The 21705-nt window shown below is 41.8% G+C and carries 15 protein-coding genes and 1 pseudogene; 11 read left to right on the top strand and 5 right to left on the bottom strand.

Annotated features, from left to right (window positions below; translation table 11 throughout):
* The first annotated feature begins 16 nt into the window (after positions 1-16).
* Positions 17-217, top strand: a complete 201-nt coding sequence (gene arfA / locus QL986_RS03720) for an alternative ribosome rescue factor ArfA (RefSeq protein ID WP_013462885.1) — start codon at positions 17-19, stop codon at positions 215-217.
* Between the two features lie 301 nt (positions 218-518).
* Here the strand turns inward: arfA and QL986_RS03715 are convergent, their stop codons facing one another.
* A complete protein-coding gene (locus tag QL986_RS03715; RefSeq protein ID WP_290191205.1) occupies positions 519-1502 on the bottom strand; it encodes a helix-turn-helix domain-containing protein in 984 nt (327 codons plus the stop codon).
* A gap of 221 nt (positions 1503-1723) precedes the next feature.
* Between QL986_RS03715 and QL986_RS03710 the strand changes: the two genes are divergently transcribed.
* The 3 genes and pseudogenes from QL986_RS03710 (at position 1724) to eat (ending at position 5460) form a co-directional block, all read left to right on the top strand.
* Positions 1724-3124 (top strand): ethanolamine ammonia-lyase subunit EutB, encoded by a 1401-nt coding sequence (locus QL986_RS03710; RefSeq protein ID WP_028834301.1) that lies wholly within the window; start codon positions 1724-1726, stop codon positions 3122-3124.
* A gap of 2 nt (positions 3125-3126) precedes the next feature.
* Entirely contained in the window at positions 3127-4011 is an 885-nt protein-coding gene (gene eutC / locus QL986_RS03705; protein WP_033103028.1) for an ethanolamine ammonia-lyase subunit EutC, read from the top strand.
* A gap of 37 nt (positions 4012-4048) precedes the next feature.
* A pseudogene (eat, locus tag QL986_RS03700) lies at positions 4049-5460 on the top strand (ethanolamine permease).
* 87 nt (positions 5461-5547) lie between these two features.
* Here eat and QL986_RS03695 read toward each other — a convergent pair.
* Complete coding sequence (locus QL986_RS03695) at positions 5548-6273, bottom strand: glutaredoxin (RefSeq protein WP_036955351.1); 726 nt, start codon at positions 6271-6273, stop codon at positions 5548-5550.
* Positions 6274-6635: 362 nt separating this feature from the next.
* Complete coding sequence (locus QL986_RS03690; protein ID WP_036955347.1) at positions 6636-7658, bottom strand: LacI family DNA-binding transcriptional regulator; 1023 nt, start codon at positions 7656-7658, stop codon at positions 6636-6638.
* A gap of 508 nt (positions 7659-8166) precedes the next feature.
* Between QL986_RS03690 and QL986_RS03685 the strand changes: the two genes are divergently transcribed.
* From QL986_RS03685 to nagP, 5 genes are all read left to right on the top strand, one after another.
* A complete protein-coding gene (locus QL986_RS03685) occupies positions 8167-10857 on the top strand; it encodes a family 20 glycosylhydrolase (RefSeq protein WP_290191204.1) in 2691 nt (896 codons plus the stop codon).
* A 163-nt stretch (positions 10858-11020) separates the two neighbouring features.
* Positions 11021-11932 carry an N-acetylglucosamine kinase gene (nagK, locus tag QL986_RS03680; RefSeq protein WP_024602607.1) on the top strand — a complete coding sequence of 304 codons (912 nt, stop codon included), beginning with the start codon at positions 11021-11023 and terminating at the stop codon, positions 11930-11932.
* On the top strand, positions 11932-12930 hold the full coding sequence (gene nagB-II, locus QL986_RS03675; RefSeq protein ID WP_290191203.1) for a glucosamine-6-phosphate deaminase NagB-II: 999 nt from the start codon (positions 11932-11934) through the stop codon (positions 12928-12930). The genes nagK and nagB-II overlap by 1 nt, the downstream gene beginning before the upstream one ends.
* A complete protein-coding gene (gene nagA, locus QL986_RS03670; RefSeq protein WP_290191202.1) occupies positions 12931-14058 on the top strand; it encodes an N-acetylglucosamine-6-phosphate deacetylase in 1128 nt (375 codons plus the stop codon). It begins immediately after the preceding gene.
* A 32-nt stretch (positions 14059-14090) separates the two neighbouring features.
* A complete protein-coding gene (gene nagP / locus QL986_RS03665; protein WP_016899128.1) occupies positions 14091-15386 on the top strand; it encodes an N-acetylglucosamine MFS transporter NagP in 1296 nt (431 codons plus the stop codon).
* Between the two features lie 55 nt (positions 15387-15441).
* Here nagP and QL986_RS03660 read toward each other — a convergent pair whose 3' ends face one another.
* Together QL986_RS03660 and QL986_RS03655 are read right to left on the bottom strand one after the other, a co-directional pair.
* Positions 15442-16941 (bottom strand): DUF2235 domain-containing protein, encoded by a 1500-nt coding sequence (locus QL986_RS03660; protein ID WP_290191201.1) that lies wholly within the window; start codon positions 16939-16941, stop codon positions 15442-15444.
* Positions 16942-17035: 94 nt separating this feature from the next.
* A complete protein-coding gene (locus QL986_RS03655) occupies positions 17036-18340 on the bottom strand; it encodes an NAD(P)/FAD-dependent oxidoreductase (RefSeq protein WP_016899130.1) in 1305 nt (434 codons plus the stop codon).
* A 234-nt stretch (positions 18341-18574) separates the two neighbouring features.
* Here QL986_RS03655 and QL986_RS03650 point away from each other — a divergent pair, with 234 nt between their 5' ends.
* On the top strand, positions 18575-20515 hold the full coding sequence (locus QL986_RS03650; protein ID WP_290191200.1) for a RecQ family ATP-dependent DNA helicase: 1941 nt from the start codon (positions 18575-18577) through the stop codon (positions 20513-20515).
* Between the two features lie 107 nt (positions 20516-20622).
* Positions 20623-21696 carry a porin gene (locus QL986_RS03645; RefSeq protein WP_013462897.1) on the top strand — a complete coding sequence of 358 codons (1074 nt, stop codon included), beginning with the start codon at positions 20623-20625 and terminating at the stop codon, positions 21694-21696.
* Positions 21697-21705 lie beyond the last annotated feature (9 nt).

The following is a 21705-nucleotide window of genomic DNA, read 5'->3' as shown; positions in this document are numbered from 1 at the left end:
TAATAGGAAAAAATAAATGGCGAAAAAAAGCAAAGCAAAAGCGGTTAACAAATCCGCAGTAGACACTGGGCGCGGTGTGATAAAACACAACGCATTGGCAGCACTGGTAACCTCTAAAGTATTTAAACCGCAAGTGGTTAAAGCCAAAAAAGGCAAAGGCTCGTTTAAACGCAGTAACAAACATGCAGGACAAGAGTCCTATTTAATCGCGGCTTAAATAGCACCGATCAAATAGGGCTTTTGTTGCGAGTTAGCTAAGTGTTTGCTGAAATAAGGCGGGCTTCGGGCTACGAGTCACGAGCAGCGAACACAACCTAGCGCCTAGTTACTTCCCTAGAACCTAGCGCCTTTAGCCTTCTCTTTCAGCGCAGCGTCTCATAACCTCTTTGTGAATAAATCACTTAAAACATGTTTGCACAATGAGAAGTGAGTGAGGAGTAAATGAGAAAATATAAAAACAGGAATGCTCTTCCCGTAGCTCTTAGCCCGACACCCGAACCACGACACCCATCTCTTATTTACCCGTGTATTATCGATTTAGAATTCGCCAAATAAGAAGCATGGTTGCTTAGTGTTTGCGAAGGGTTTTCACCAAATAATTGGGTGTAATCTTTAGTAAATTGCCCTGCATGCCAAAATCCCCAATTGGCTGCGATGACAGAAATTGGCTTATCTTGTTTTGCTAATTTTAGTTCTCTTCTGACGTTATTTAATCGGGTTAAACGTAAAAATCGCAGCGGATTAATCCCTAAAATACTTTCAAAACTGTATTGTAGCGTGCGCCTGCTAACAAAAGTGAGCTCACATAGCTGAGTAATGGTCACGCTACTTTGTGGGTTTGCATTTACATACTCTTTAACTTTATCAACCACCGCTTTTCGGTGTTTATAACTGGGAGCGATACGTTGACACGGAGTCTGTTCGTTTAGTAAATGTAATGCCAACATATTAAGCATGTCTTGCTGTAAATCGGCATTTAGGCCAAAAGCGTTGCTGCTAACCATACTGTTTATTATACCCCGGGCACTTTTTAACATGGCGTTGCTTGTTGTATGTCGCTCAGTACCTGAAGAGGTTATATTTTTTAAGTATATCCCTTGTATATGAGCCATATGTTCTAACGATTGCGTGTCTATTACTAAACCATAAATATTAAACTGCTCAGGTGTAATAAGCTCAAAGTTACTCTCACTGGTTCGACACATAAATTGATTACTTGCCACATTTAAGCCATTAATTTTGCTCTGCTGAGACTGCTTTGGGATCCCAAGCCAAATAGATTGCGGCGCTATTGCACATTGTTGGTGAAGAGCACGCTCTGTGTATTCTTCAAATGCATGAATATTAGAATAATCCACGCTCTCTATACGCCCAAAAAATCGCCCTTCACTGAGCTGATCATATTTTTGCTGCCACTGCGTTAGGTTATTCGCTTGCTCATCTATATCTTGGGTATGCACCATGCTCTTTTGTGGTGCGCTAGCTAAATCTTGCTGCGTCATAATGGAGTTACTCTTTGCTTTTTTTATTTTTATTAAGATTAAGTTACCACCAGTAACTATAGTTAACTATATGAAATAAAGCCAAAAATGATGATTTGCCAAAATTCGATAGTGTCTTGGTACGAATTAAGCTCTCTTGAAACTAAACAAAATTGATTTATAGCTTATAGGTCAGCAAAACCTGTACCAAGGTTTGAACTAGTTGTTATGTGGAGTAGATCATGGGGCAAAGGTACCGATATACGTTAGGCACGCAGGTGTACAATTTTAAAAACTTGGCTGAAGTAATGGCAAAGGCTACCCCTGGGCGATCGGGCGATCGTCTTGCAGGAGTGATAGCAGGCTCAGCACAAGAGCGAGCTGTGGCGCAAATGACACTGGCAGATATTCCGCTTAAAACGTTTTTAAATGAGGCGCTGATTGCCTATGAAGACGATGAGATAACCCGCTTAATTATGGACGATCACGACACCAATGCATTTATGGCGATTGCTCATTTAACCGTAGGCGATTTTCGTAACTGGTTATTAAGTGACTTTGCAACTCCCGCTGTGTTGGCAAGTGTTAGGCAAGGGATCACCCCTGAAATGGCTGCGGCTGTAAGCAAAATAATGCGAAATCAGGATCTTATTTTAATTGCTAAAAAATGCCATGTAACCAGTGCGTTTAGAAATACCATTGGCTTACCAGGGCACTTATCCACGCGATTGCAACCTAACCACCCTACGGATGATATTAACGGTATTGCCGCCTGTATTTTAGATGGGCTTTTGTACGGTAATGGTGATGCGGTAATAGGTATAAACCCTGCAACCGATAACGTAGCGCAGGCCATTAAGTTGATGACATTGATGGATGAGGTGATTCAAAAATATGAAATTCCTACCCAAAGCTGCGTCCTTACTCATGTTACTAACACGATTGAATGCATTGAAGCGGGAGCGCCGGTTGATTTAGTGTTTCAGTCTATTGGTGGAACAGAAGCAACCAACTCGAGCTTTGGTTTTAATTTAAATACCTTAGCTGAGGCACAAGATGCCGCACTGAGTTTAAAGCGCGGAACTGTAGGCGATAATGTGATGTATTTTGAAACGGGGCAGGGCAGTTCGCTTTCGGCTAACGCACATCATGGGCTTGATCAACAAACCTGCGAAACCCGTGCTTATGCCGTTGCACGAAAATTTAATCCGCTACTAGTTAATACCGTGGTGGGCTTTATTGGTCCTGAATATTTGTTTGATGGTAAAGAAATTACTCGCGCAGGGCTTGAAGATCATTTTTGTGCCAAGTTATTGGGTATTCCGATGGGCTGCGACGTGTGTTACACCAATCATGCCGAGGCCGACCAAAATGATATGGATAACTTACTTACGCTACTTGGGGTCGCAGGGTGCTCGTTTGTGATGGGCATTCCGGGCTCTGATGACATTATGCTTAATTACCAAACCACCTCATTTCATGATGCGTTATATGTGCGCCGAGTACTGGGCGCACGCCCCGCGCCAGAGTTTGAAAAGTGGCTTACTGATATGAATATTATGCGCAACAGTCACGATATTATTTTATCTGATACGTTACCTGCCGCTTTTGCTAAACCACTGAATGCGATTAAAGGGGGCTGAGTATGAAATCAAATTTTAACGCAACGTCTGTTACAAACAACAGCGATAATACACATAAAAATAATGGCAACGTGGTGCATAACCCATGGCGCGATTTACGCCGTTTTACTGATGCACGGATTGGCCTTGGCCGCGCAGGAATAAGCTTACCGACCAGTGAAATGCTGGCGTTTCAATTATCCCATGCACAAGCGCGTGATGCGGTGAACTTTCCGCTCGATATTAATGCAATAACCGAACAGCTTAGCAAACTCAGTGCTGAGAAACAGCTGGCTGCTCCTTTGCGCTTACATAGCCAGGCTGTTGACCGAATGACGTATTTACAACGCCCCGATTTAGGACGCAGGTTAGATGAAAACGGCCGACAAACCCTACTTAATTTCACCGCTGGGCAGCAAAACACGGCTGCAAAATATGATTTAGCCATCGTTGTGGTTGATGGCTTATCGTCGCTAGCGGTGCAAAAAAATGCTTATCCTTTTATTAATGAATTATTAGCGCAGCTAGGTGATAACAGTGAGTTAAACATTGCGCCTTTTAGTGTGGTTGAGCAAGGTCGGGTGGCGATTGGTGACGACATTGGAGAGCTTTTAAATGCACAAGTAGTCATGGTGTTAATTGGTGAGCGACCAGGGCTTAGCTCGCCCGATAGCCTTGGTTTATATCTAACTTGGGCACCTAAAACAGGTCTTAACGATGCCTGTCGCAATTGTATTTCAAATATTCGCCCTGCGGGCTTGCCTTACTGTGAGGCTGCAAGGCGTGCAGTTTATTTATTACGTGAGGCAAAAAAATTAAAACTAACAGGAGTGAACTTAAAAGATCGTACACAGGATGATGTGATTGAGCATCAACAATCGAGCCGTCATTTTTTAAATGCGGAATAACGGTAACTAAAAATAAAAAATCGATAAAGAGGATGTTATGTCTACTAATAATTCAGAGTACTTAGCAAAAAGGCAACTTAAAAGTGGCACTGCGGGTTGGTTATTACTGGCGGGGTTAGGGGTATCGTATGTGATTTCAGGAGACTTTGCTGGGTGGAACTTTGGTATTGCAGAAGCAGGCTGGGGCGGCTTTGCCATAGCGGCGTATTAATGGCTATTATGTATCTCACCTTAGTGTTATCGCTGGCTGAAATGTCGGCTGCTATTCCCGCTGCGGGAGGAGGGTATAGCTTTGCTCGCCAAGCAATGGGGCCAACGGGGGGTTATTTAACCGGCCTTGCGGTATTAATTGAATATGCGTTAGCACCGGCTGCTATTGTTATTTTTATTGGCTCTGCGGTGGAGGCGTTAACGGGGTTTAATGGCCCTTGGGTTTATGCGCTCTTTTACTTGGTGTTTGTGGGTATTCACTTAGCTGGGGTTGGTGAAGCGCTAAAAGTAATGATGGTAATAAGCGGTTTAGCGGTACTGGCTATTGTTGCCACCGCTGTGGTGTTAATCACCAATTTTGATGCGACAAATTTATTTGATATTGCCGTAACCGATGCTGCTGGCGCGAGTGAATTTTTACCTCTGGGTTGGTATGGTGTATGGGCAGCATTACCTTTTGCTATGTGGTTATTTTTAGCGGTTGAAGGGGTGCCATTGGCGGCAGAAGAGGCAAAAGATCCGGCGAAAGATGTGCCTAAAGGCATTATTGGCGCTATGGTGTTTTTATTGTTTACCGCGTTATTAGTGGTTGTATTAGTACCCGGGGCAGCAGGTGCAACAGCAATGGGCGCAAGTGCAGTTCCGCTGGTGGATGCGTTAAATGCGACGGGCAATAACGATTTAGCAACCGTGGTTAATATATTAGGGCTAGCAGGGCTGGTGGCTTCATTTTTCTCTATTATTTATGGTTATAGTCGATTGGTGTTTGCGTTGTCGCGTGCGGGATATTTACCTCGTTCGTTATCAATTACTACCGCGCGTAAAGTGCCCGCACGAGCGCTTATTGTACCTGCTGTATTTGGTTTTTTAGCTTCACTGAGTGGTGAGGGCGATTTAATGTTAGCTATGGCGGTGGTTGGTGCAACCGTATCGTATGCGTTAATGGCGCTAAGTCATATTTTACTGCGCTATAAGCAGCCAGATTTACCTCGTCCTTATAAAACGCCTGGCGGGACTGTGACTTCAAGTATTGCATTGTGCTTATCGTTGATTGCACTGACCGGTGTGTACGCCTTTGATCCCCGTGCTTTTTTATACACTATGGTGTTATTTATAGTGGGAGCTGCGTATTACTTTGGCTTTAGTTCTAAACATTTAGTGGCCAAAAGTGCAGATGAAGAGTTTGCTATGCTAGCCGATGCAGAGGCCGGTTTAAACATCCCCATAAGTGAGGGTTAATTTTTGTTTATGAAGTGAGTTAATTTTACTTTATAAATACAGACTTAATAGTGGCGCGGTAGGTTTTAAACCTATCGCGCCTTTTTATTATTTAACTAGCATCCAGATACCGGCTGCTATCATAAATAGGTTTTCGGTTAGTGAAATAAAGCCAAGCGGTACATTGCTATCGCCGCCAACACAGGCACATTTAAGTTCGCGTTTGTCTATATACACGGCTTTAATAACGGATATTGCGCCGACACTACCAATAAACAAAGAGATAGGTGCAACCAAGTAAACTGGAAGTGATGCAATCATGGCCACGCCAACAAAAGCTTCTAAAAATGGGTAAACATAGGCATAGGGGATCACTTTCATGGCGAGTAAATCGTAAGTGATAAAGGAATTTGAAAAACTGTTTAAATCTTGCAGCTTTTGAATGGCCAGTACCGCCATGGTTAACGCAACAAATAACTCAAGTGTATACATGCTTAGCCCTGCACCACTTAACGAAAAGGCTAAACTGAGCAACAAGGTAACCGCGAAAATAGCAATGACCGGCGTATACGTTGTGCCTTGTTGGCCTGCAGGGGATTTATTAAAGTATTCTCTGAGTTCATCATACCCACCGATACGCTCATCATCTATAAATGTTTGTGGTGTTGTTTTTACATCGTATTTTTGTTTGAAGGTATCGGTATCGGCTCTTGAAGTGAGTAAATGATCGTCTACTTCAAAGCCTTGACGTTCAAGTAAATCTTTAGATTTTAAACCAAATGGGCAAATATGTTCATCGGTTGCCATTCTATACAATTGGGCTGACTTGGCCATATTTTACTCCTGTATATTTATACCAATTTGCAATAATACTTAATCATTTTGAGGGGGCAGATTAGACGCTAACAGCGTTAAAAACGTCTCATTTAGAACAACTCAATAACGAAATTTTTTGCCTTGCTATCGACACGATTTTCCTCCCTCAAAATAGCTCAGTTAATTAAGCGAATTGGTATTAGAGGGGTTAACTGAGTTATATAACCTTGAAAGATCAACAGACCCTAAGTGTAAAATTTACAACATGTGCCGTTTTATTGTTAATAAACTCAGTGGTACAGGCTATGCGTTCAAAAATCAGGCCGCTTTTAATGCTTTAAGCGCTGAAGGGGGACTTGCAGCGCGTGCCAGCTAATTAATTATAAAGCTATAGGAGGGGCTGTTGAATCTCTGACAACCAGTTCTGGTGTGTATAGTTTAATAATATCGCGGTCATTGCCATTACGAATTTGCGCTATCAGTAAGCTGGCTGCATCTTCAGCAATTTTATTATTTGGCTGATGCGCTGTAGTGAGCTTTGGCCATGTTTGGCGTGAGAATGGGCTATCCTCAAACCCTGTAATAGAAAGCTCGCTGGGTATATCAATGTTCATTAATCTGGCTGCAAATAACGCACCGGCGGCGATTTCATCGTTACATGAGACGATAGCGGTTGGCCTGTTTTGTTGAGTAATGAGTGTTTTAGCACCCTCAACCCCGGATTCAAATGAGTATTCGCCATCAATAATTAAGCTAGGGTCTATAGTAATGTCGTATTGTTTTAAAGCCGCTTTGTAGCCCTCTAAGCGCTCTTTGGTGGAGTTATGTTCGCTGCCCCCAGCTAAAAAGCCAATGCGTGTGTGGCCATTATTTATAAGGTGTTCGGTAATTGATTTAGAGGCGAGGTTATCGTCAATCATAATACAGGGCGTTAATGTATCGGGCGCGTCGTGTCCTGATAAAATACGCACAACTTTTAGGTCAAGCTGTGTCAGCTTTTCAACAAAATGTGGCATCTCTGAAAATGGCGGCGTGAGTAAAATACCGGCAATTCGGGTGCGTTTTATCATGCTGGTTATTTCGTCAATAATATGTGCTTCTTTGGCATCGCATGGGTGGATAAGTAGTTCAAATCCTTGCTTTTTACACGCATCTAAAATGCCGTTTTGCATATCTATAATATAGTAGGCATTTGGATTGTCGTAAATGTAAGCAATGCTGTAAGCTTTTGTTCCTGCGAGACTTCTTGCAGCAAGGTTAGGCTGAAAGTTCAACTTTTTAACCGACGCCATGACTTTCTCACGGGTGTTGTCACGCACCGAGGTTTCGTTATTTATTACTCGTGATACCGTTTTTATTGATACCCCGGCATCTTTTGCCACGTCGTTTATTGTTGTTCTCATAGGCTTAATAGACCTTTACATATCATTTTGGGTACTAATTTATCTTTATCGGTTAACAACTACAGCAAAAGCAGTTAACAGTGCTCGGTTTTTATTATTTGACGGCTAAATTATAAAGACATCATTGAATATTAACAGTTAATTTATACGCCTTTCTTGTGAGAATGGTAGATAAAGTTTTAGGTAATAATTTAGTAATATTTAAATTTAATTTAAATACAATAGTTTAAAAGAATATTAAGCACATACATGTAAATTTTTTGTGTCTTTTTTGCCCTTCTGTGTAGCTATAAAAGAAAAAAAAGGATACATTAACAACTTTATGACAGCGTTGTCATAAGTTGGTGCGCGCTGTTAATTATTATTTAAACCCTAAGGTAGCGGATTGTGTGCGCTAAGGTAGCAATTGCTAGATGTGAATAGTGATTGATTTAAAAGCGGGATTAATTTAAGTATCTGAAAGAGGTACTTGAGTGACTAATTAATAACAATAGAGGGAAAGTAGCGAATGAAGATTAAATCATTACTGACAGCATGCTGCTTAGCACTGGGTTTGAGTGCGTGTCAGGGCAATGTTGATGAACAAAATACTGTATCGGTTCAGCTAAGCCCCGCAAACGATAGCGCCGTAGAGTTACTTGCTAAAACGTTACAAATAAAATATCAGCAGGTTGATAACCGTCCATCAGCACAGTGCGATCCAGATATAGAAAACGGTCACTGTTTTAAAGCGTATTTACATTTAACCGCCAACTCGGCGATTAACGTTGATCAATGGAAAATTTACTTTAGTCAAATTACACCTATTCAAACGGCGGTTAGCGATGAATTTACTATTAAACGCGTTAATGGCGATATTCATGTCATTGAGCTTAAAGACGGGTTTACTGGCTTTAAAGCGGGTGAGACTAAAACGATTACTTTTTATGCGCACTTTTGGTCATTATCGCAAAGCGACGCAATTCCTAATTATATAGTTGTTAACAATAATGACACCGCTAAAGTGATTGAAAGCACAAAACCTAAAATTGACCCAGAGACAGGGTTAGAGGTGTTGCCACATGTTATGCCTTACACCGATTATGAACGTCAGTTTAAACGTACCGCGAATGATAAAACGCAGTGGCTTAGCGCTGAACGCTTGTTTGAGCGCAATGAAAAATATGACTTTTCTGCTTATTTAACGTCGCAAAATCAAGTGAGCAATGTGATTGCTCAACAAATTATACCCACTCCACGTTTTAGCGAATTTAGCCAAACTCAAACGCTAGATATAAGCCAAGGGCTTAATATTAACTACTCAGGAATAGATAAAACACATTTATCTGCCGCAACACAAAGGTTAGCACTACTAGGTATTAATATAAGCGATGATGCAGCGGCCATTAAGGTCACACTTAATACAGTAACTAAAAATGATGAATTTGAAGGCAGCTATAAGTTAGCGATTAAAGCTGATGAAATTGTGATTAATGCCGCTGATGAAACGGGCATTTTTTATGCTTTGCAAAGCTTAGCGAGTTTGTATCAGGTTAACAGTAATATGTTACCTGTGGGAGAAGTAATTGATGCACCGCATTATCAGTTTAGAGGTGTGTTGGTGGATGTTGCGCGTAACTTTCGCGACAAAGGCTTTATTTTAAAGCTGCTTGATCAAATGGCGGCTTATAAACTTAACAAGCTGCATTTACATTTAGGTGATGATGAAGGTTGGCGTATAGAAATCCCATCACTTCCTGAACTTACAGATATAGGGGCGAAGCGTTGTTTTGATCAAAGCGAGCAACAATGTTTAATGCCACAGTTGGGCGCAGGGCTTGATACTTCAAGTGCAGCAAACGGCTATTATTCGGTGGCTGATTATCAAGAAATACTTAAAGCGGCGAGTGCGCGTCATATTCAAGTGATCCCATCACTTGATATGCCAGGGCATTCTCGCGCTGCAATTAAAGCCATGCAAGCGCGTTATAATAAATACATAAAACAAGGCGATAAACAAAAAGCCGAGCAGTTTTTACTTTATGATCCGCTTGATACAACCGTGTATTCGTCGGTACAGCACTATAACGACAATACGATTAATGTGTGTTTAGACTCATCGTATGCGTTTATTCGTGAAGTAATGGAACAGGTAAAAGGCATACACAGTGATGCACAGCATCCGTTAACCCGTTATCACATAGGCGCCGATGAAACCGCCGGAGCGTGGGTTGACTCACCAGCTTGTGCTGATTTTATTAAACAAAATAAGTTAGAAATTACTGAAGCGAGTCAGCTGGGCAGCTATTTTATTGAACGTATTGCGAATATGTTGGCTGATATGAATATTGAAACTGCTGCATGGAGCGATGGTTTATCGCATACTAACCCAGAGAATATGCCAGAGGTTATACAAGGTAATAGCTGGGATTTATTAATGTGGAACGGCCATCAACGTGCCCATGAATTTGCTAATAGAAATTGGCAAGTGGTGCTCTCGTCGCCAGATGTGCTGTATTTTGACTTTCCGTATGAAGCAGACCCACAAGAACACGGTTATTACTGGGCTTCAAGGCATATAAATACCGAAAAAATATTTCAGTTTATGCCAGATAATTTACCTATTCATGCTGAATTTTGGCTCGATAGAGAAGATAACCCCTATGTCGCTGATGACACGTTACAGCGTGATGAGCAAGGCAAGGTAGTATCAGCGCCTTTGGCAAAAGATAAACGCTTTATTGGTATTCAAGGGCAGTTATGGAGTGAAAATACGCGCACCAATAATATGGCCGAATATAAGCTCTTCCCACGGTTATTATCGTTGGCACAAAGAGCATGGCATAAGGCAGATTGGGCGGTACCGTATGATCACAATGGCTTTGTTTATAGCCAACAAACAAATCGCTTTAGCTCAGCATTAAAACAGCAGCGCGATCAGCAATGGCAGACTTTTGCAGCCACAATGGGACTAAAAGAATTTCCTAAGCTAGAAATGGCTGATGTGCATTATCGTCTTGCAAATGCGGGCGCAAAAATTGAGAACGGCATGTTGTACGCCAATATTGCCTACCCTGGTTTGGTAATTGAATACAAACAAGGAAGCGGCCAATGGCAAACCTATAAACAACCCGTCAAAGTAACACAAGATGTATGGATTCGCTCTAAGACTCCATCAGCAAGTCGTGTAAGCAGAAAGCTCAAAGTAACGCACCGATAAGGTGCGTTTTCCTTTAAATTATTGAAGATGAAAGAAGTTATTTATTTGTAAATAAAAATAATGACAACGCTGTCATTTGTGCTAGTATAAGATTCATACAGTATGACAGTCCGGTTTTATTTTCAGTGTTTTGCAAAACGGTCGAACAAATTAAGAGGCAAAAATGATCACCAACAATATTAATAACAATGAACTCTTTGTGGGGATCGATGGCGGTGGCACTAAATGTAAAGCAATTATCGTCAATAGCTGTAATGAAATAGTAGGCACCGGTGTGGCAGGCCCTGGTAACCCGTTACATGGATTTAGCCAAGCAACGCATTCCATTGAGCAATCAGCGCGTTTAGCCTTGCAAGATGCAGGACTCAAAGAGACGCCTTTATCTGCATTAATCGCAGGGGTTGGCCTGGCGGGAGTTAACTTACCAAGTTTGCATAATCAAATGACCCAGTGGCAACACCCATTTAAAACTATGCATTTAACGACTGATTTACTCATTGCTTGTATGGGCGCTCATCAAGGTAGTGATGGCGCAGTGATGATTGCAGGTACTGGCTCGTGTGGATTTTCATACGTTAATGGTCAATCGTTTATGATTGGTGGTCATGGTTTCCCGCATGGCGATAAAGGCAGCGGTGCATGGATAGGCTTTACTGCTTGTCAGCAGGTGTTGTTAAGCCTAGACAAGTTAATCCCAAGTGGTGCGCTTACTAATTTGATTATGAAGTATTTAGAAGTGCGTGATGCAATGCAACTAGTTGAAGTGATTGCGAATAAACCAGCCGCCTTTTTTGCGCAACTTGCAGGTTGTGTTTTTCAATCAGCACAAGCAAACGATGCCATTGCGATTGCCATTTTAAAAGAAGGTGGCGCTTATTTAAGCGACATTGCACGACAATTATTAGATAAAAAGCCACCAAGGCTTTCGTTTATTGGTGGCTTATCAGCCGTGATGACAACATGGTTAGATCCAGACATTCAAGCTATTTTATCAGCCCCATTATCGTCACCAGAAATGGGGTCTGTACTTTACGCTAAACAACAGCACGTTAATTACAGCAGCCAGGAGTTATGATGTTTAACACCCTAATGGAAAAAGAAGCGGCGCAAACGCCAAATGTTATTGAAAAGCAAATTATTGCCAACCAACCTTTAGTGGAAAAAATTGGTCATAAGCTTCGCGATATGGCCCCTAAGGTGGTGATGATGATTGGTCGCGGTTCATCAGATCATGCTGGCGTTTTTGGTAAATACTTAATTGAAATTGAAGCCGGTGTACCGGTCAGTTCAGCAGCGCCATCAGTGGCGAGTGTATATGGTAAAACATTAAAGCTTGAAGGCGCTGTGGTGATTGTAATTTCTCAATCAGGACGCAGCCCAGATATTCTCGCTCAAGCAAAAATGGCGAAAGAGGCGGGCGCTTATTGTATTGCACTGGTTAACGATGAAGCGTCACCATTGCAAGACATAGTAGATGATTTTGTACCCCTTAAAGCCGGTGATGAAATTTCGGTGGCGGCAACAAAAAGTTACCTAGCAACGTTATCAGCCCTGGTGCATATTGTTGCTAATTGGACGCAAAATGAGTCATTATTACAAGGGCTTAAAGAGCTGCCTAGCGCGCTTGATGCAATGATAGATTCGCCAATTCAGTTACAACCTAGTGAGTTTGCAAACATTAAGAATATGGTGGTATTAGCCCGTGGTTTAGGGTTTTCTATCTCAAAAGAAATGGCACTTAAGCTTAAAGAAGTGTGTGCTATTCATGCTGAGTCATTCAGTAGTGCAGAATTTTTACATGGTCCGGTAACCTTAGTTGAGCAAGGGTTAGTGATTTTAGATTGCTCGGTTGATGATGAAACTAAAGAGTCACATCAGCAGCAAATTGCTGAGGTTAAAAAACGCGGTGCACACGTGATTAGCCTTAATCAAAGCGGTATTAACGTACACCCTCGATTAGCGCCATTTTTAGTATTGCAGCGTTTTTATCTTGATGTGGCAAAAGTAGCGTTAAGCCGTGGTTTTAATCCTGATGAGCCTAAGGGGCTTAAAAAAGTAACAAGGACATTATAAATGTCAGTAAAACGTATTCATGTAGCAGAACTTTTTGATGGCGAGCAATTTGTTAACGACAAAGTGTTGAGCATTGATGCGGGTATTATTACGGCAATAGATGATAACGTGCAACAGGCAGATGAGCACCTAACGGGGTTAGTTGCGCCAGGCTTTATTGACTTGCAAGTAAATGGTGGCGGTGGTGTATTGTTTAATCGTACTAGCAGTGTTGCTGGAGTTAAACAAATGCTGCTGGCACATGCCAAGTATGGCACAACTGCCATGTTGCCGACTTTAATTACCGACACGGTTGAAGTGATGCACCAAGCAGCCGATGTCATTGCTGATGCTATTGCTTTGCAGACTCCCGGTATTATTGGTATTCACTTTGAGGGCCCGCACTTATCTGTTGCAAAAAAAGGCGCTCATAGCGCTGATTATATTCGCCCTATTTCTGAACAAGAATGGCAGGTATTATCTCGCCAAGATTTAGGTAAAGTGGTGGTAACAGTTGCACCTGAAAATGTTCTGCCAAGTGATATCGCTAAAATGCGTGAGGTAGGCATACACGTTTGTTTAGGTCATACCAATGCAAGCTTTGCTCAAGCTCAGCGCGCAGTAGATGCTGGTGCAACCGGGTTTACGCATTTATATAATGCTATGTCGCCATTACAGGGGCGTGAGCCAGGTGTTGTAGGCTGTGCATTATTAAACGATGACACCTATTGCGGCCTAATTGTTGATGGGCATCATGTTGATTACGCTGCATGTCAGCTTGCGTTAAAAGCAAAGCCAATGGGTCGTGTTTTTTTAGTCACTGATGCGATGCCACCAGTGGGTACGAATGACACCGAATTTGCTTTTTTTGACCGTACCGTCACCTTAGATAATGGTAAGCTCACCTCTACCACGGGTGAACTGGCAGGATCTGCGCTTGATATGGCAACCGCAGTAAGAAATACAGTAACCCATTTAAAGCAGCCATTAGCGCAAGCGCTTAATATGGCAAGTTTATATCCTGCTCAGTATTTACAGTTGCCCGCCACACACGGGCGATTAATACCGGGCAGTCCAGCAGATTTTGTACAATTAAACACACAACAACAAGTCATTAGCACGTGGATTGGCGGCGCTCAGGTTTGTTAACAACATAATAAATATAAATAAAGGAAAATAACATGACAACCAATGTTATGGATACGTCCAAAAATAGTAGCGTGGTCCCTATGGCCATTGTTGCGGTATTATTTTTTATACTGGGCTTTGCTACTTGGCTAAATGGCTCATTAATGCCGTATTTAAGTCAGATTTTACAGTTAACTCCGTTTCAAGGGTCGTTAATTTTATTTTCCTTTTATATTGCCGTCACCTTTACTGCGCTTCCCTCGGCCGTGTTAATTAAAAAAGTTGGCTATAAGAACGGGATGGCGCTTGGCATGGGGTGTATGATGTTAGCGGGTTTACTGTTCATTCCTGCTGCTATGTCACAGTTTTTTCCTCTGTTTTTATTAGCCCAGTTGGTGATGGGGGCAGGTCAAACTCTATTACAAACTGCGGTTAACCCGTACGTAGTGCGTTTAGGGCCAGAAGAGTCGGCTGCTGTGCGTATTAGTATTATGGGTATTTTAAATAAAGGCGCAGGGGTTATTTCTCCGATGGTATTTACGGCCTTAATTTTAAGCAACTTTACCGGTACGGTAGGCACAGAGCTTAGCCAAGAGCAAGTTGATGATATGGCCAACGGCCTTATTTTACCTTACTTAGGCATGGCCATATTTATTGGTTTATTAGCTTTTGCGGTTAAAAAGTCGCCGCTACCTGAACTTATTAATGATGAAGTTGACGCAATAAACGATAAGGGTGAAATTCGTGAAACACTCTCTCATCCAAACTTAGTGTTAGGCGCTATTGCGATATTCTTGTACGTGGCGGTTGAGGTTATTGCAGGCGATACCATAGGTACTTTTGCACTATCGCTGGGAGTCGAAAAATATGGGGTAATGACCTCATACACTATGATGTTTATGGTGTTTGGTTATATTTTAGGTATTTTACTTATCCCTAAATTTATTTCTCAGCAGAGCGCTTTAACCGCATCGGCTGTATTAGGGATTGTTATTACATTATGTATTTTACTGCTCGATGCACAGTCGTTTGTTATTGCCAATGCGCTATTGGTGCCTTTAGGCGGCGCTAATTTGCCTGATGTTTTACTGCTGATTGCCTTTTTAGGCTTAGCAAATGCGATTGTTTGGCCTGCGGTGTTCCCACTAGCATTATCAGGATTGGGTAAACTTACTAGTACTGGTTCTGCGCTTTTAATCATGGGGATTGCCGGAGGTGCATTTGGTCCCGTTTTATGGGGGCTACTGAGTGGCTTTACCTCGTTACAAACAGGCTACTCGGTGTTGTTACCTTGTTATCTATTCATATTATTTTATGCCGTGAAAGGCCATAAAATGAAAAAGCAATAACCTCCACCAGCTATCCCTAGCTCAGTGCACTTTGCAGTATAAAGTGCACTGATTATCAGCTTAATCGCGTTACTTTAAGTTTTATCCTACCGGCATTCGCACCATAAAAACGACTTAAATCATTAGCGAATGGGCAAAATTCTCCTGATTTTTTAATGGTTATTTCAACGCCTTCGGCAATTTCAAAGGCATGTTCATCGCTTTGACCAATCGTGCCGATTAAACTAAACCACTGCGCTGTAGCTAAACGTCTAAATGGCTCAAGTAATGCCATGGGGATTTCTTTAACGCCGAGTTGCACGTTATCGCGATGCCACCCAGAAGGAGAGCACTTTATACCATCGTCATACCAATATTGATTAGGATAAGGTGTAAAACGGTAGGTCGCACCTTGGGCAAGCATTAAGCCGGTGGCGTTGTAGGCTTCACTGGCATATACCATCACATCTTGGCTTTGGTTTATGCTAAGTAAACTCATATTTTGGTTGGCTAGCATTATATGGGCACTGAGTCCCATAAAGTTTAACGTGCTGTCGTCGCTGTAAATCATTTTATAATGTAAGTTTTTTAACGATTCGGGGCGATAGCTGGTTAGTTTATTAATTCGCTGTGCAACACTGTGATGTATTAATGGGGCGACGTGGCTGATTTCATCGTCAATTAATACACAGCACTGCCTATCAACAAGTTTAAAAAATGGGTTTAGCCAAAAGTAATTTTGCTGATGACTTAACGCCAGTGGATCGGGAATAACAGTCACATCGTCTTGGGCAACCAAGTTACTCTCAGGTAAAAGGTTTTCGTAATCGATGTCATGACTGGTTAGCAATGAAACTGACAGTGGCTGAGCAATGAGCCACTCAAGTGCATAACGCAAGCAAATATCGGCAAGTCCATCGCGATAGTAGCCGCCTCCCACATCAGAATGGGCTCCTGCAAACCACAGCTCGGTAATGTTAGCTTGCTGGTTTATTAACGTCGGTTCAAAGGCGCGACGTTTTTCATCAAGCGCTACACAGTGCAGCGCCTCAGAGACATTACTGGCAATGGTGTGATTTTCAAAAATAACATGCTCTGCACCCCAAGTGGCTTTACTCACTTTTGACATGCCAATTGAGGCCACTGTATCAAACACACATAAATACACCTTTTCATGTATGAGTGGCTCTAAGCACTTTGCAAATCGCCGCGCTAATGCAGCGCCTCTGCTAAAGCCGGTTAGTAGGAGGGTATCGCCGCTTTGGTAATACTGTTTAAAATCATTAATAGCTTGATTTAAAATGCTGGCTACATCGTCTGAACGTGGGGCGAGCGCTTGATTTAAAATTCGTTTTAAACGACTACCTTTAGTGCCTATGCCTTGGTAATAAAAACTTAACTGTTTGGAAAATGGGGTGGTGGGAGAATCATCAAGTTTACCACCGAGCAATAAGTGTAGTTTTAAAATATTAGAAATACTGGCGTCTTCTTTAAAATGCTCTGTACTAAACTGATCTGCGTCTCGGGGTTCACTGCCGGTACCATCAAAATTAAAAATAAGCGTTTTATCCGACATAGCCTGTTTCCTTAAAATTTTTGTGTACTTTATATAGCTAATATTAAAAATTAAAGACAGTGGTAACTTAAATTACCACTGTCTTTAATTTTGGCTAGTGCAGCTTCATTTTAGGACGCACAACACGCAGCACTTTTTCGCTGATCCACAAAGCAAAGGTTTTGGCACTGCCATGAATAGCGCGCTGATGCATTCTATATAATGAAATATACATAAAGCGGGCAATTTTACCTTCAATAAAAAAGCTATTACTGGTTAGGTTACCCATTAAGCTGCCTACTGTGCTGTAGCGCGATAAATTAACCAGTGAGCCATGGTCGTTATACTCGAATTTTTTAAGGGGCTGCTCACGTAATGTGGCGATTAAGTTTTTTTCAACGCATTGTGCCATTTGATGTGCCGATTGTGCGCGTGGCGGCACTTGCGTACCATCATCTTGCGTAAACGCGCAGCAATCACCGAGCACATATATTTGTGGGTCAAGGTTGCTTTGTAAGTACTCGTTTACTTTTATTTGGTTATTACGAGTCAGCTCAAAAATACCCAGCTCTTTAATAAAGTCAGGTGCTTTTACGCCCGCCGCCCACACCATAATATCCGCATTTATTTGCTCATCATCATTGGTGATAAAGCCATGTTCGGTTGCTTGCTTAACTTGGGTATTTTCCCGAACGGTGACGCCTAATCTTAATAACTCACGCTTGGCCGAACTGGCAATTCGCTCAGACAGCGCCGGAAGAATCCTGGGGCCCGCTTCAATCAGGTGAATATGTAAACGCTTAGCCGACATATTGGTTAAACCGTATATTTTTAGTAAATCAGAAACATGATACAGCTCAGCCGAGAGCTCAACCCCAGTTGCTCCACCGCCAACAATGGCGATGTTTAATGAGTGTAATGGGTCATCGTCTTGATGAAGGCGAGTAAAGTTATCCAGCAGCGCGTGTTGAAAGCGCTCTGCTTGTTGATTTGAATCTAGGTAAAAACAATGCTCTTTAATGCCTGGCGTATTAAAGTCGTTACTCACACTGCCAATAGCAATAACTAAATGATCATAGTGAACGGTGCGTTTAGGTAATATTTGATGCCCTAACTCGTCATATAGAGGGCTTAAGGTAATGGTTTTATTGTTGTTATCGAGGTTGCAAAAGGTACCAAGTTGAAAGTTATAGTGATGTTTGGCAGCATGCGCGGAGTAAACAACCCCATCTAAATCGGCATCAATAGAACCAGTTGCAACCTCGTGCAATAACGGTTTCCATATATGAGTGCGATTTTTATCGATGAGTAATATATTTGCGTGTTTTTTCTTTCCTAATTTGTGCCCTAATTGAGTTGCTAGCTCCAGCCCACCAGCGCCACCGCCGATAATGACGATTTTTGGTATGGTTATATCCATGACTATGCCCTTAAAAATAATATACCGAAGCAATTTCTGTACGTTGATTTTTAAAATGACTTGGGTATCAAAAAATTATTTTGGCAAAGCACGTTTTTATGGGGCTATAGTGTGCGCCTAATTAAAGGATATGTCAGCAATAAATCACGTCATTTGATGTATACTGATATGCAAATATTTCATCTACTGCGCATTTACAGCATTTATGGGCACCGACATAAAAAGGACGCTTTTATGAGTACCTCGCTAGTTCAGTCTCTTGAGCAACATTTTGGTTTTAATCAGTTTAGAGCAGGGCAACAACAAACCATAGAGCAGCTGCTAAATGGCCAATCATCACTGGCAATATTTCCTACAGGATCGGGTAAGTCGTTGTGCTATCAACTCACCGCGTTACATTTACCGCATTTAACGCTGGTGGTATCGCCGTTATTGGCCTTGATGAAAGATCAAATTAGCTTTTTAAATAGCAAAGGGATCTATGCCGCCAGCCTCGACTCAAGCCAAGACCAAATGCAAAGTAGCACTGTAATGAACGACGTACGAAGTGGTAAAGTTAAAGTGTTAATGGTGTCGGTTGAGCGCTTTAAAAACGAACGCTTTAGGGAGTTTATAAGCCAAGTGGCGCTTTCTATGTTGGTTGTTGACGAAGCGCATTGTATATCTGAATGGGGGCATAACTTTAGACCCGATTACTTAAAACTACCTCGTTACCGTGAAGAGCTAAATATTCCGTTAGTGCTACTATTAACCGCTACCGCCACTAAAAAAGTAAAACGCGATATGGCCGAGCGCTTTGCTATTGAGCCACAATGTATTGTGCAAACGGGGTTTTATCGCGCTAATTTAGATTTAAATGTGCTGAGTGTTAAAACGGCGGATAAAAACAATGAGCTTACTAAAATTGTCCGTGCGCAAACCGGCCCCGGTATTGTGTATGTCACGCTGCAGCAAAGTGCTGAGCAAGTGGCTAATATGTTAAGCGCGCAGGGCCTGCAAGCGCTGGCGTATCATGCCGGGCTTGAAGACACCCTACGCGGGCAAATTCAAGACGATTTTATGGCAGGCAAAATAAATGTAGTGGTTGCTACCATTGCCTTTGGTATGGGGGTTGATAAATCAGACATACGCTTTGTAATTCACTACGATTTACCTAAATCAATAGAAAACTACAGCCAAGAAATTGGCCGCGCAGGGCGTGACGGCAACCCATCAAATTGTTATACCTTGGCTAATTTAGATGGCTTAAATACAGTAGAAAACTTTATTTACGGCGATACCCCAGAGTACAGCGGTATTGAATATGTTATTAACGATATTCGCCAAGCTCAACAGCAATGGGAAATGCAAGAATATAGCCTTTCAAGCGAGAGTAATATTCGCCAACTTGCCCTTAAAACCTTGCTGGTACAGCTTGAAATGCAAGGCGCAATAACCCCGCAGTATGCTTATTATGCCGATTTTAAGTATAAATTTTTGGTTGATAAAAATGAGTTACTTAGCCAGTTTGATGAGCAGCGCCAAGCTTTTTTAACACAAATATTTAGTCATACCGACTTTAAAAAAATATGGGGCACACTTAATTTTGACTCCCTAACGCAAGCCGCGCAGGTTGACCGTAAACGTGTGGTAGCCGCGCTTGACTATTTGGCTGAAAAAAACCTTATCACCCTTGAAACCAAACGTATTACTCACGTGTACAAAGTGCATAGCGAGGTGATTAATAATCCTGCACTTGCCCAGCAGTTACACGATTATTTTACCGATAAAGAGCAAGCGGAAATAAAACGGATTGCTGCTTTAGTACGCTTTTTTGAGCTGCAATCTTGCTTAAGCTATAACTTAGCCCGTTACTTTGATGATGCGAATGCGCCACAGCAGTGTGGACATTGCTCGGTGTGTCGTGGGCATTCAGTTAAGCTTGAATATTCAATTCCCCCTGCAACGATTGATACAGCGCTTATTTATCAAAAGGTCGATGAGTTTTTAGCGCACATGGCAACTAAAGGTGTACACAATGTAGGTATTGAAACCCAATGCCGGTTTTTAGCGGGAATGAGCGTGCCACTGTTTGCGCGTAATAAAGTACGTCAACTAAGTGGTTTTGCACTGTGCGAGCAACAGCGCTACAGCGAAATTAAAGGGACATTGCTATCAAGGTCGATGGCTAAATAATATTAGAAATCAGTATAAAAATAAAAGAGTGTTAATTTTTTGTTTCTTTTTCTTGCTTTACTATACTCAAGTTGGCTATGACAGCCATTATAATAATGAGGTGATCAATGAAACTGCAAAAAATTATACTATTGGGAGCATTTATATCAGCAAGTAGTTATGCTGAAATTAATATTTCGGGTTTTGCAAGTATTAATGCAGGTAAGGTACTGAGCGGTACAGGTGTCCCGCAATATGGCGTTGAACCAACATTTCTTGCGGACTATCCAAATGTTAGTGCATACACTGAAGATTTATCCTTTTCGCCAGAGTCTTTGATTGGATTACAGGTATCAGGCGATTTGGGTGAAGGTCTTTCTGTAACAGGTCAGCTAGTTGCCAGAGGAGTCAACGACTTTGAGGCAAATTTTGAATGGGCTTATATTTCTTACGATATTAATGATAATTGGACTATTCAAGCAGGTAAGAAGCGTTTACCACTATTTTACTACTCAGACTTTTTCGATGTAGGTTATGCATATGTATGGATGCGAGCCCCTGCAGATAACTATACATGGCAAGTATTTAACTACGAGGGCGTTAATTTACTCTACTCAGGTTCTATAGGTGACTGGGGAGTGTCTGCGAATATTTATACCGGTAAAGAGGACGATGACGATAACAAGCTATTATCAGACTTCTTCTTTCAAGAGCCAACAAGAGAAATTTGGGAAGATATGTTAGGCGGCGTACTGTTACTAAATCGTGACTGGCTCGAACTAAGAGTGACCCACATGCAATACACCAACAAGCGTTTTCGTGCGGGTGAACCGGTTTTGTGGGACGGCAAAGATAGCAGAGATGGTAAATTTTATGGTTTAGCTGCAAATCTTGATTTTGGTGATTTTTTCGTTTTAAGTGAGCTTAACCGCTTAGACTTAGATGGTAATCTCGACACTTATATGATCAGTGCGGGCTATCGTTTTGACTCTATTACACCTTATGTCATGTTTTCAGACTTCGAACAAGAAGGTGAAGGTGATACAGAGCAGCATAATACATTTGCTGTTGGTGTGAGGTGGGACTTTCATCCGTCAGCTGCATTTAAAGTGCAATACGATAGAGTCAAAGATGACTCGTTTGATTTAGCTGTGGCCGGTGATAGTAAAGCTATCACGCTTGGTGTCGATGTTGTATTTTAAGGAGAAGTA

This window comes from Pseudoalteromonas sp. APC 3250 (assembly GCF_030407915.1).
Classification (GTDB): Bacteria; Pseudomonadota; Gammaproteobacteria; order Enterobacterales; family Alteromonadaceae; genus Pseudoalteromonas; species Pseudoalteromonas tetraodonis.
This window is presented reverse-complemented; position numbering and strand designations above follow the sequence as displayed.

Bases quoted from the DNA above. Each gene is read 5' to 3' on its own strand.
- QL986_RS03645 (WP_013462897.1), top strand. From the start codon at position 20,623: ATGAAACTGCAAAAAATTATACTATTGGGAGCATTTATATCAGCAAGT.
- nagA (WP_290191202.1), top strand. From the start codon at position 12,931: ATGTCAGTAAAACGTATTCATGTAGCAGAACTTTTTGATGGCGAGCAA.
- QL986_RS03655 (WP_016899130.1), bottom strand. From the start codon at position 18,340: ATGGATATAACCATACCAAAAATCGTCATTATCGGCGGTGGCGCTGGT.
- QL986_RS03685 (WP_290191204.1), top strand. From the start codon at position 8,167: ATGAAGATTAAATCATTACTGACAGCATGCTGCTTAGCACTGGGTTTG.
- QL986_RS03650 (WP_290191200.1), top strand. From the start codon at position 18,575: ATGAGTACCTCGCTAGTTCAGTCTCTTGAGCAACATTTTGGTTTTAAT.
- QL986_RS03715 (WP_290191205.1), bottom strand. From the start codon at position 1,502: ATGACGCAGCAAGATTTAGCTAGCGCACCACAAAAGAGCATGGTGCAT.
- nagB-II (WP_290191203.1), top strand. From the start codon at position 11,932: ATGTTTAACACCCTAATGGAAAAAGAAGCGGCGCAAACGCCAAATGTT.
- nagK (WP_024602607.1), top strand. From the start codon at position 11,021: ATGATCACCAACAATATTAATAACAATGAACTCTTTGTGGGGATCGAT.
- QL986_RS03660 (WP_290191201.1), bottom strand. From the start codon at position 16,941: ATGTCGGATAAAACGCTTATTTTTAATTTTGATGGTACCGGCAGTGAA.
- arfA (WP_013462885.1), top strand. From the start codon at position 17: ATGGCGAAAAAAAGCAAAGCAAAAGCGGTTAACAAATCCGCAGTAGAC.
- eutC (WP_033103028.1), top strand. From the start codon at position 3,127: ATGAAATCAAATTTTAACGCAACGTCTGTTACAAACAACAGCGATAAT.
- QL986_RS03690 (WP_036955347.1), bottom strand. From the start codon at position 7,658: ATGAGAACAACAATAAACGACGTGGCAAAAGATGCCGGGGTATCAATA.
- QL986_RS03710 (WP_028834301.1), top strand. From the start codon at position 1,724: ATGGGGCAAAGGTACCGATATACGTTAGGCACGCAGGTGTACAATTTT.
- nagP (WP_016899128.1), top strand. From the start codon at position 14,091: ATGACAACCAATGTTATGGATACGTCCAAAAATAGTAGCGTGGTCCCT.
- QL986_RS03695 (WP_036955351.1), bottom strand. From the start codon at position 6,273: ATGGCCAAGTCAGCCCAATTGTATAGAATGGCAACCGATGAACATATT.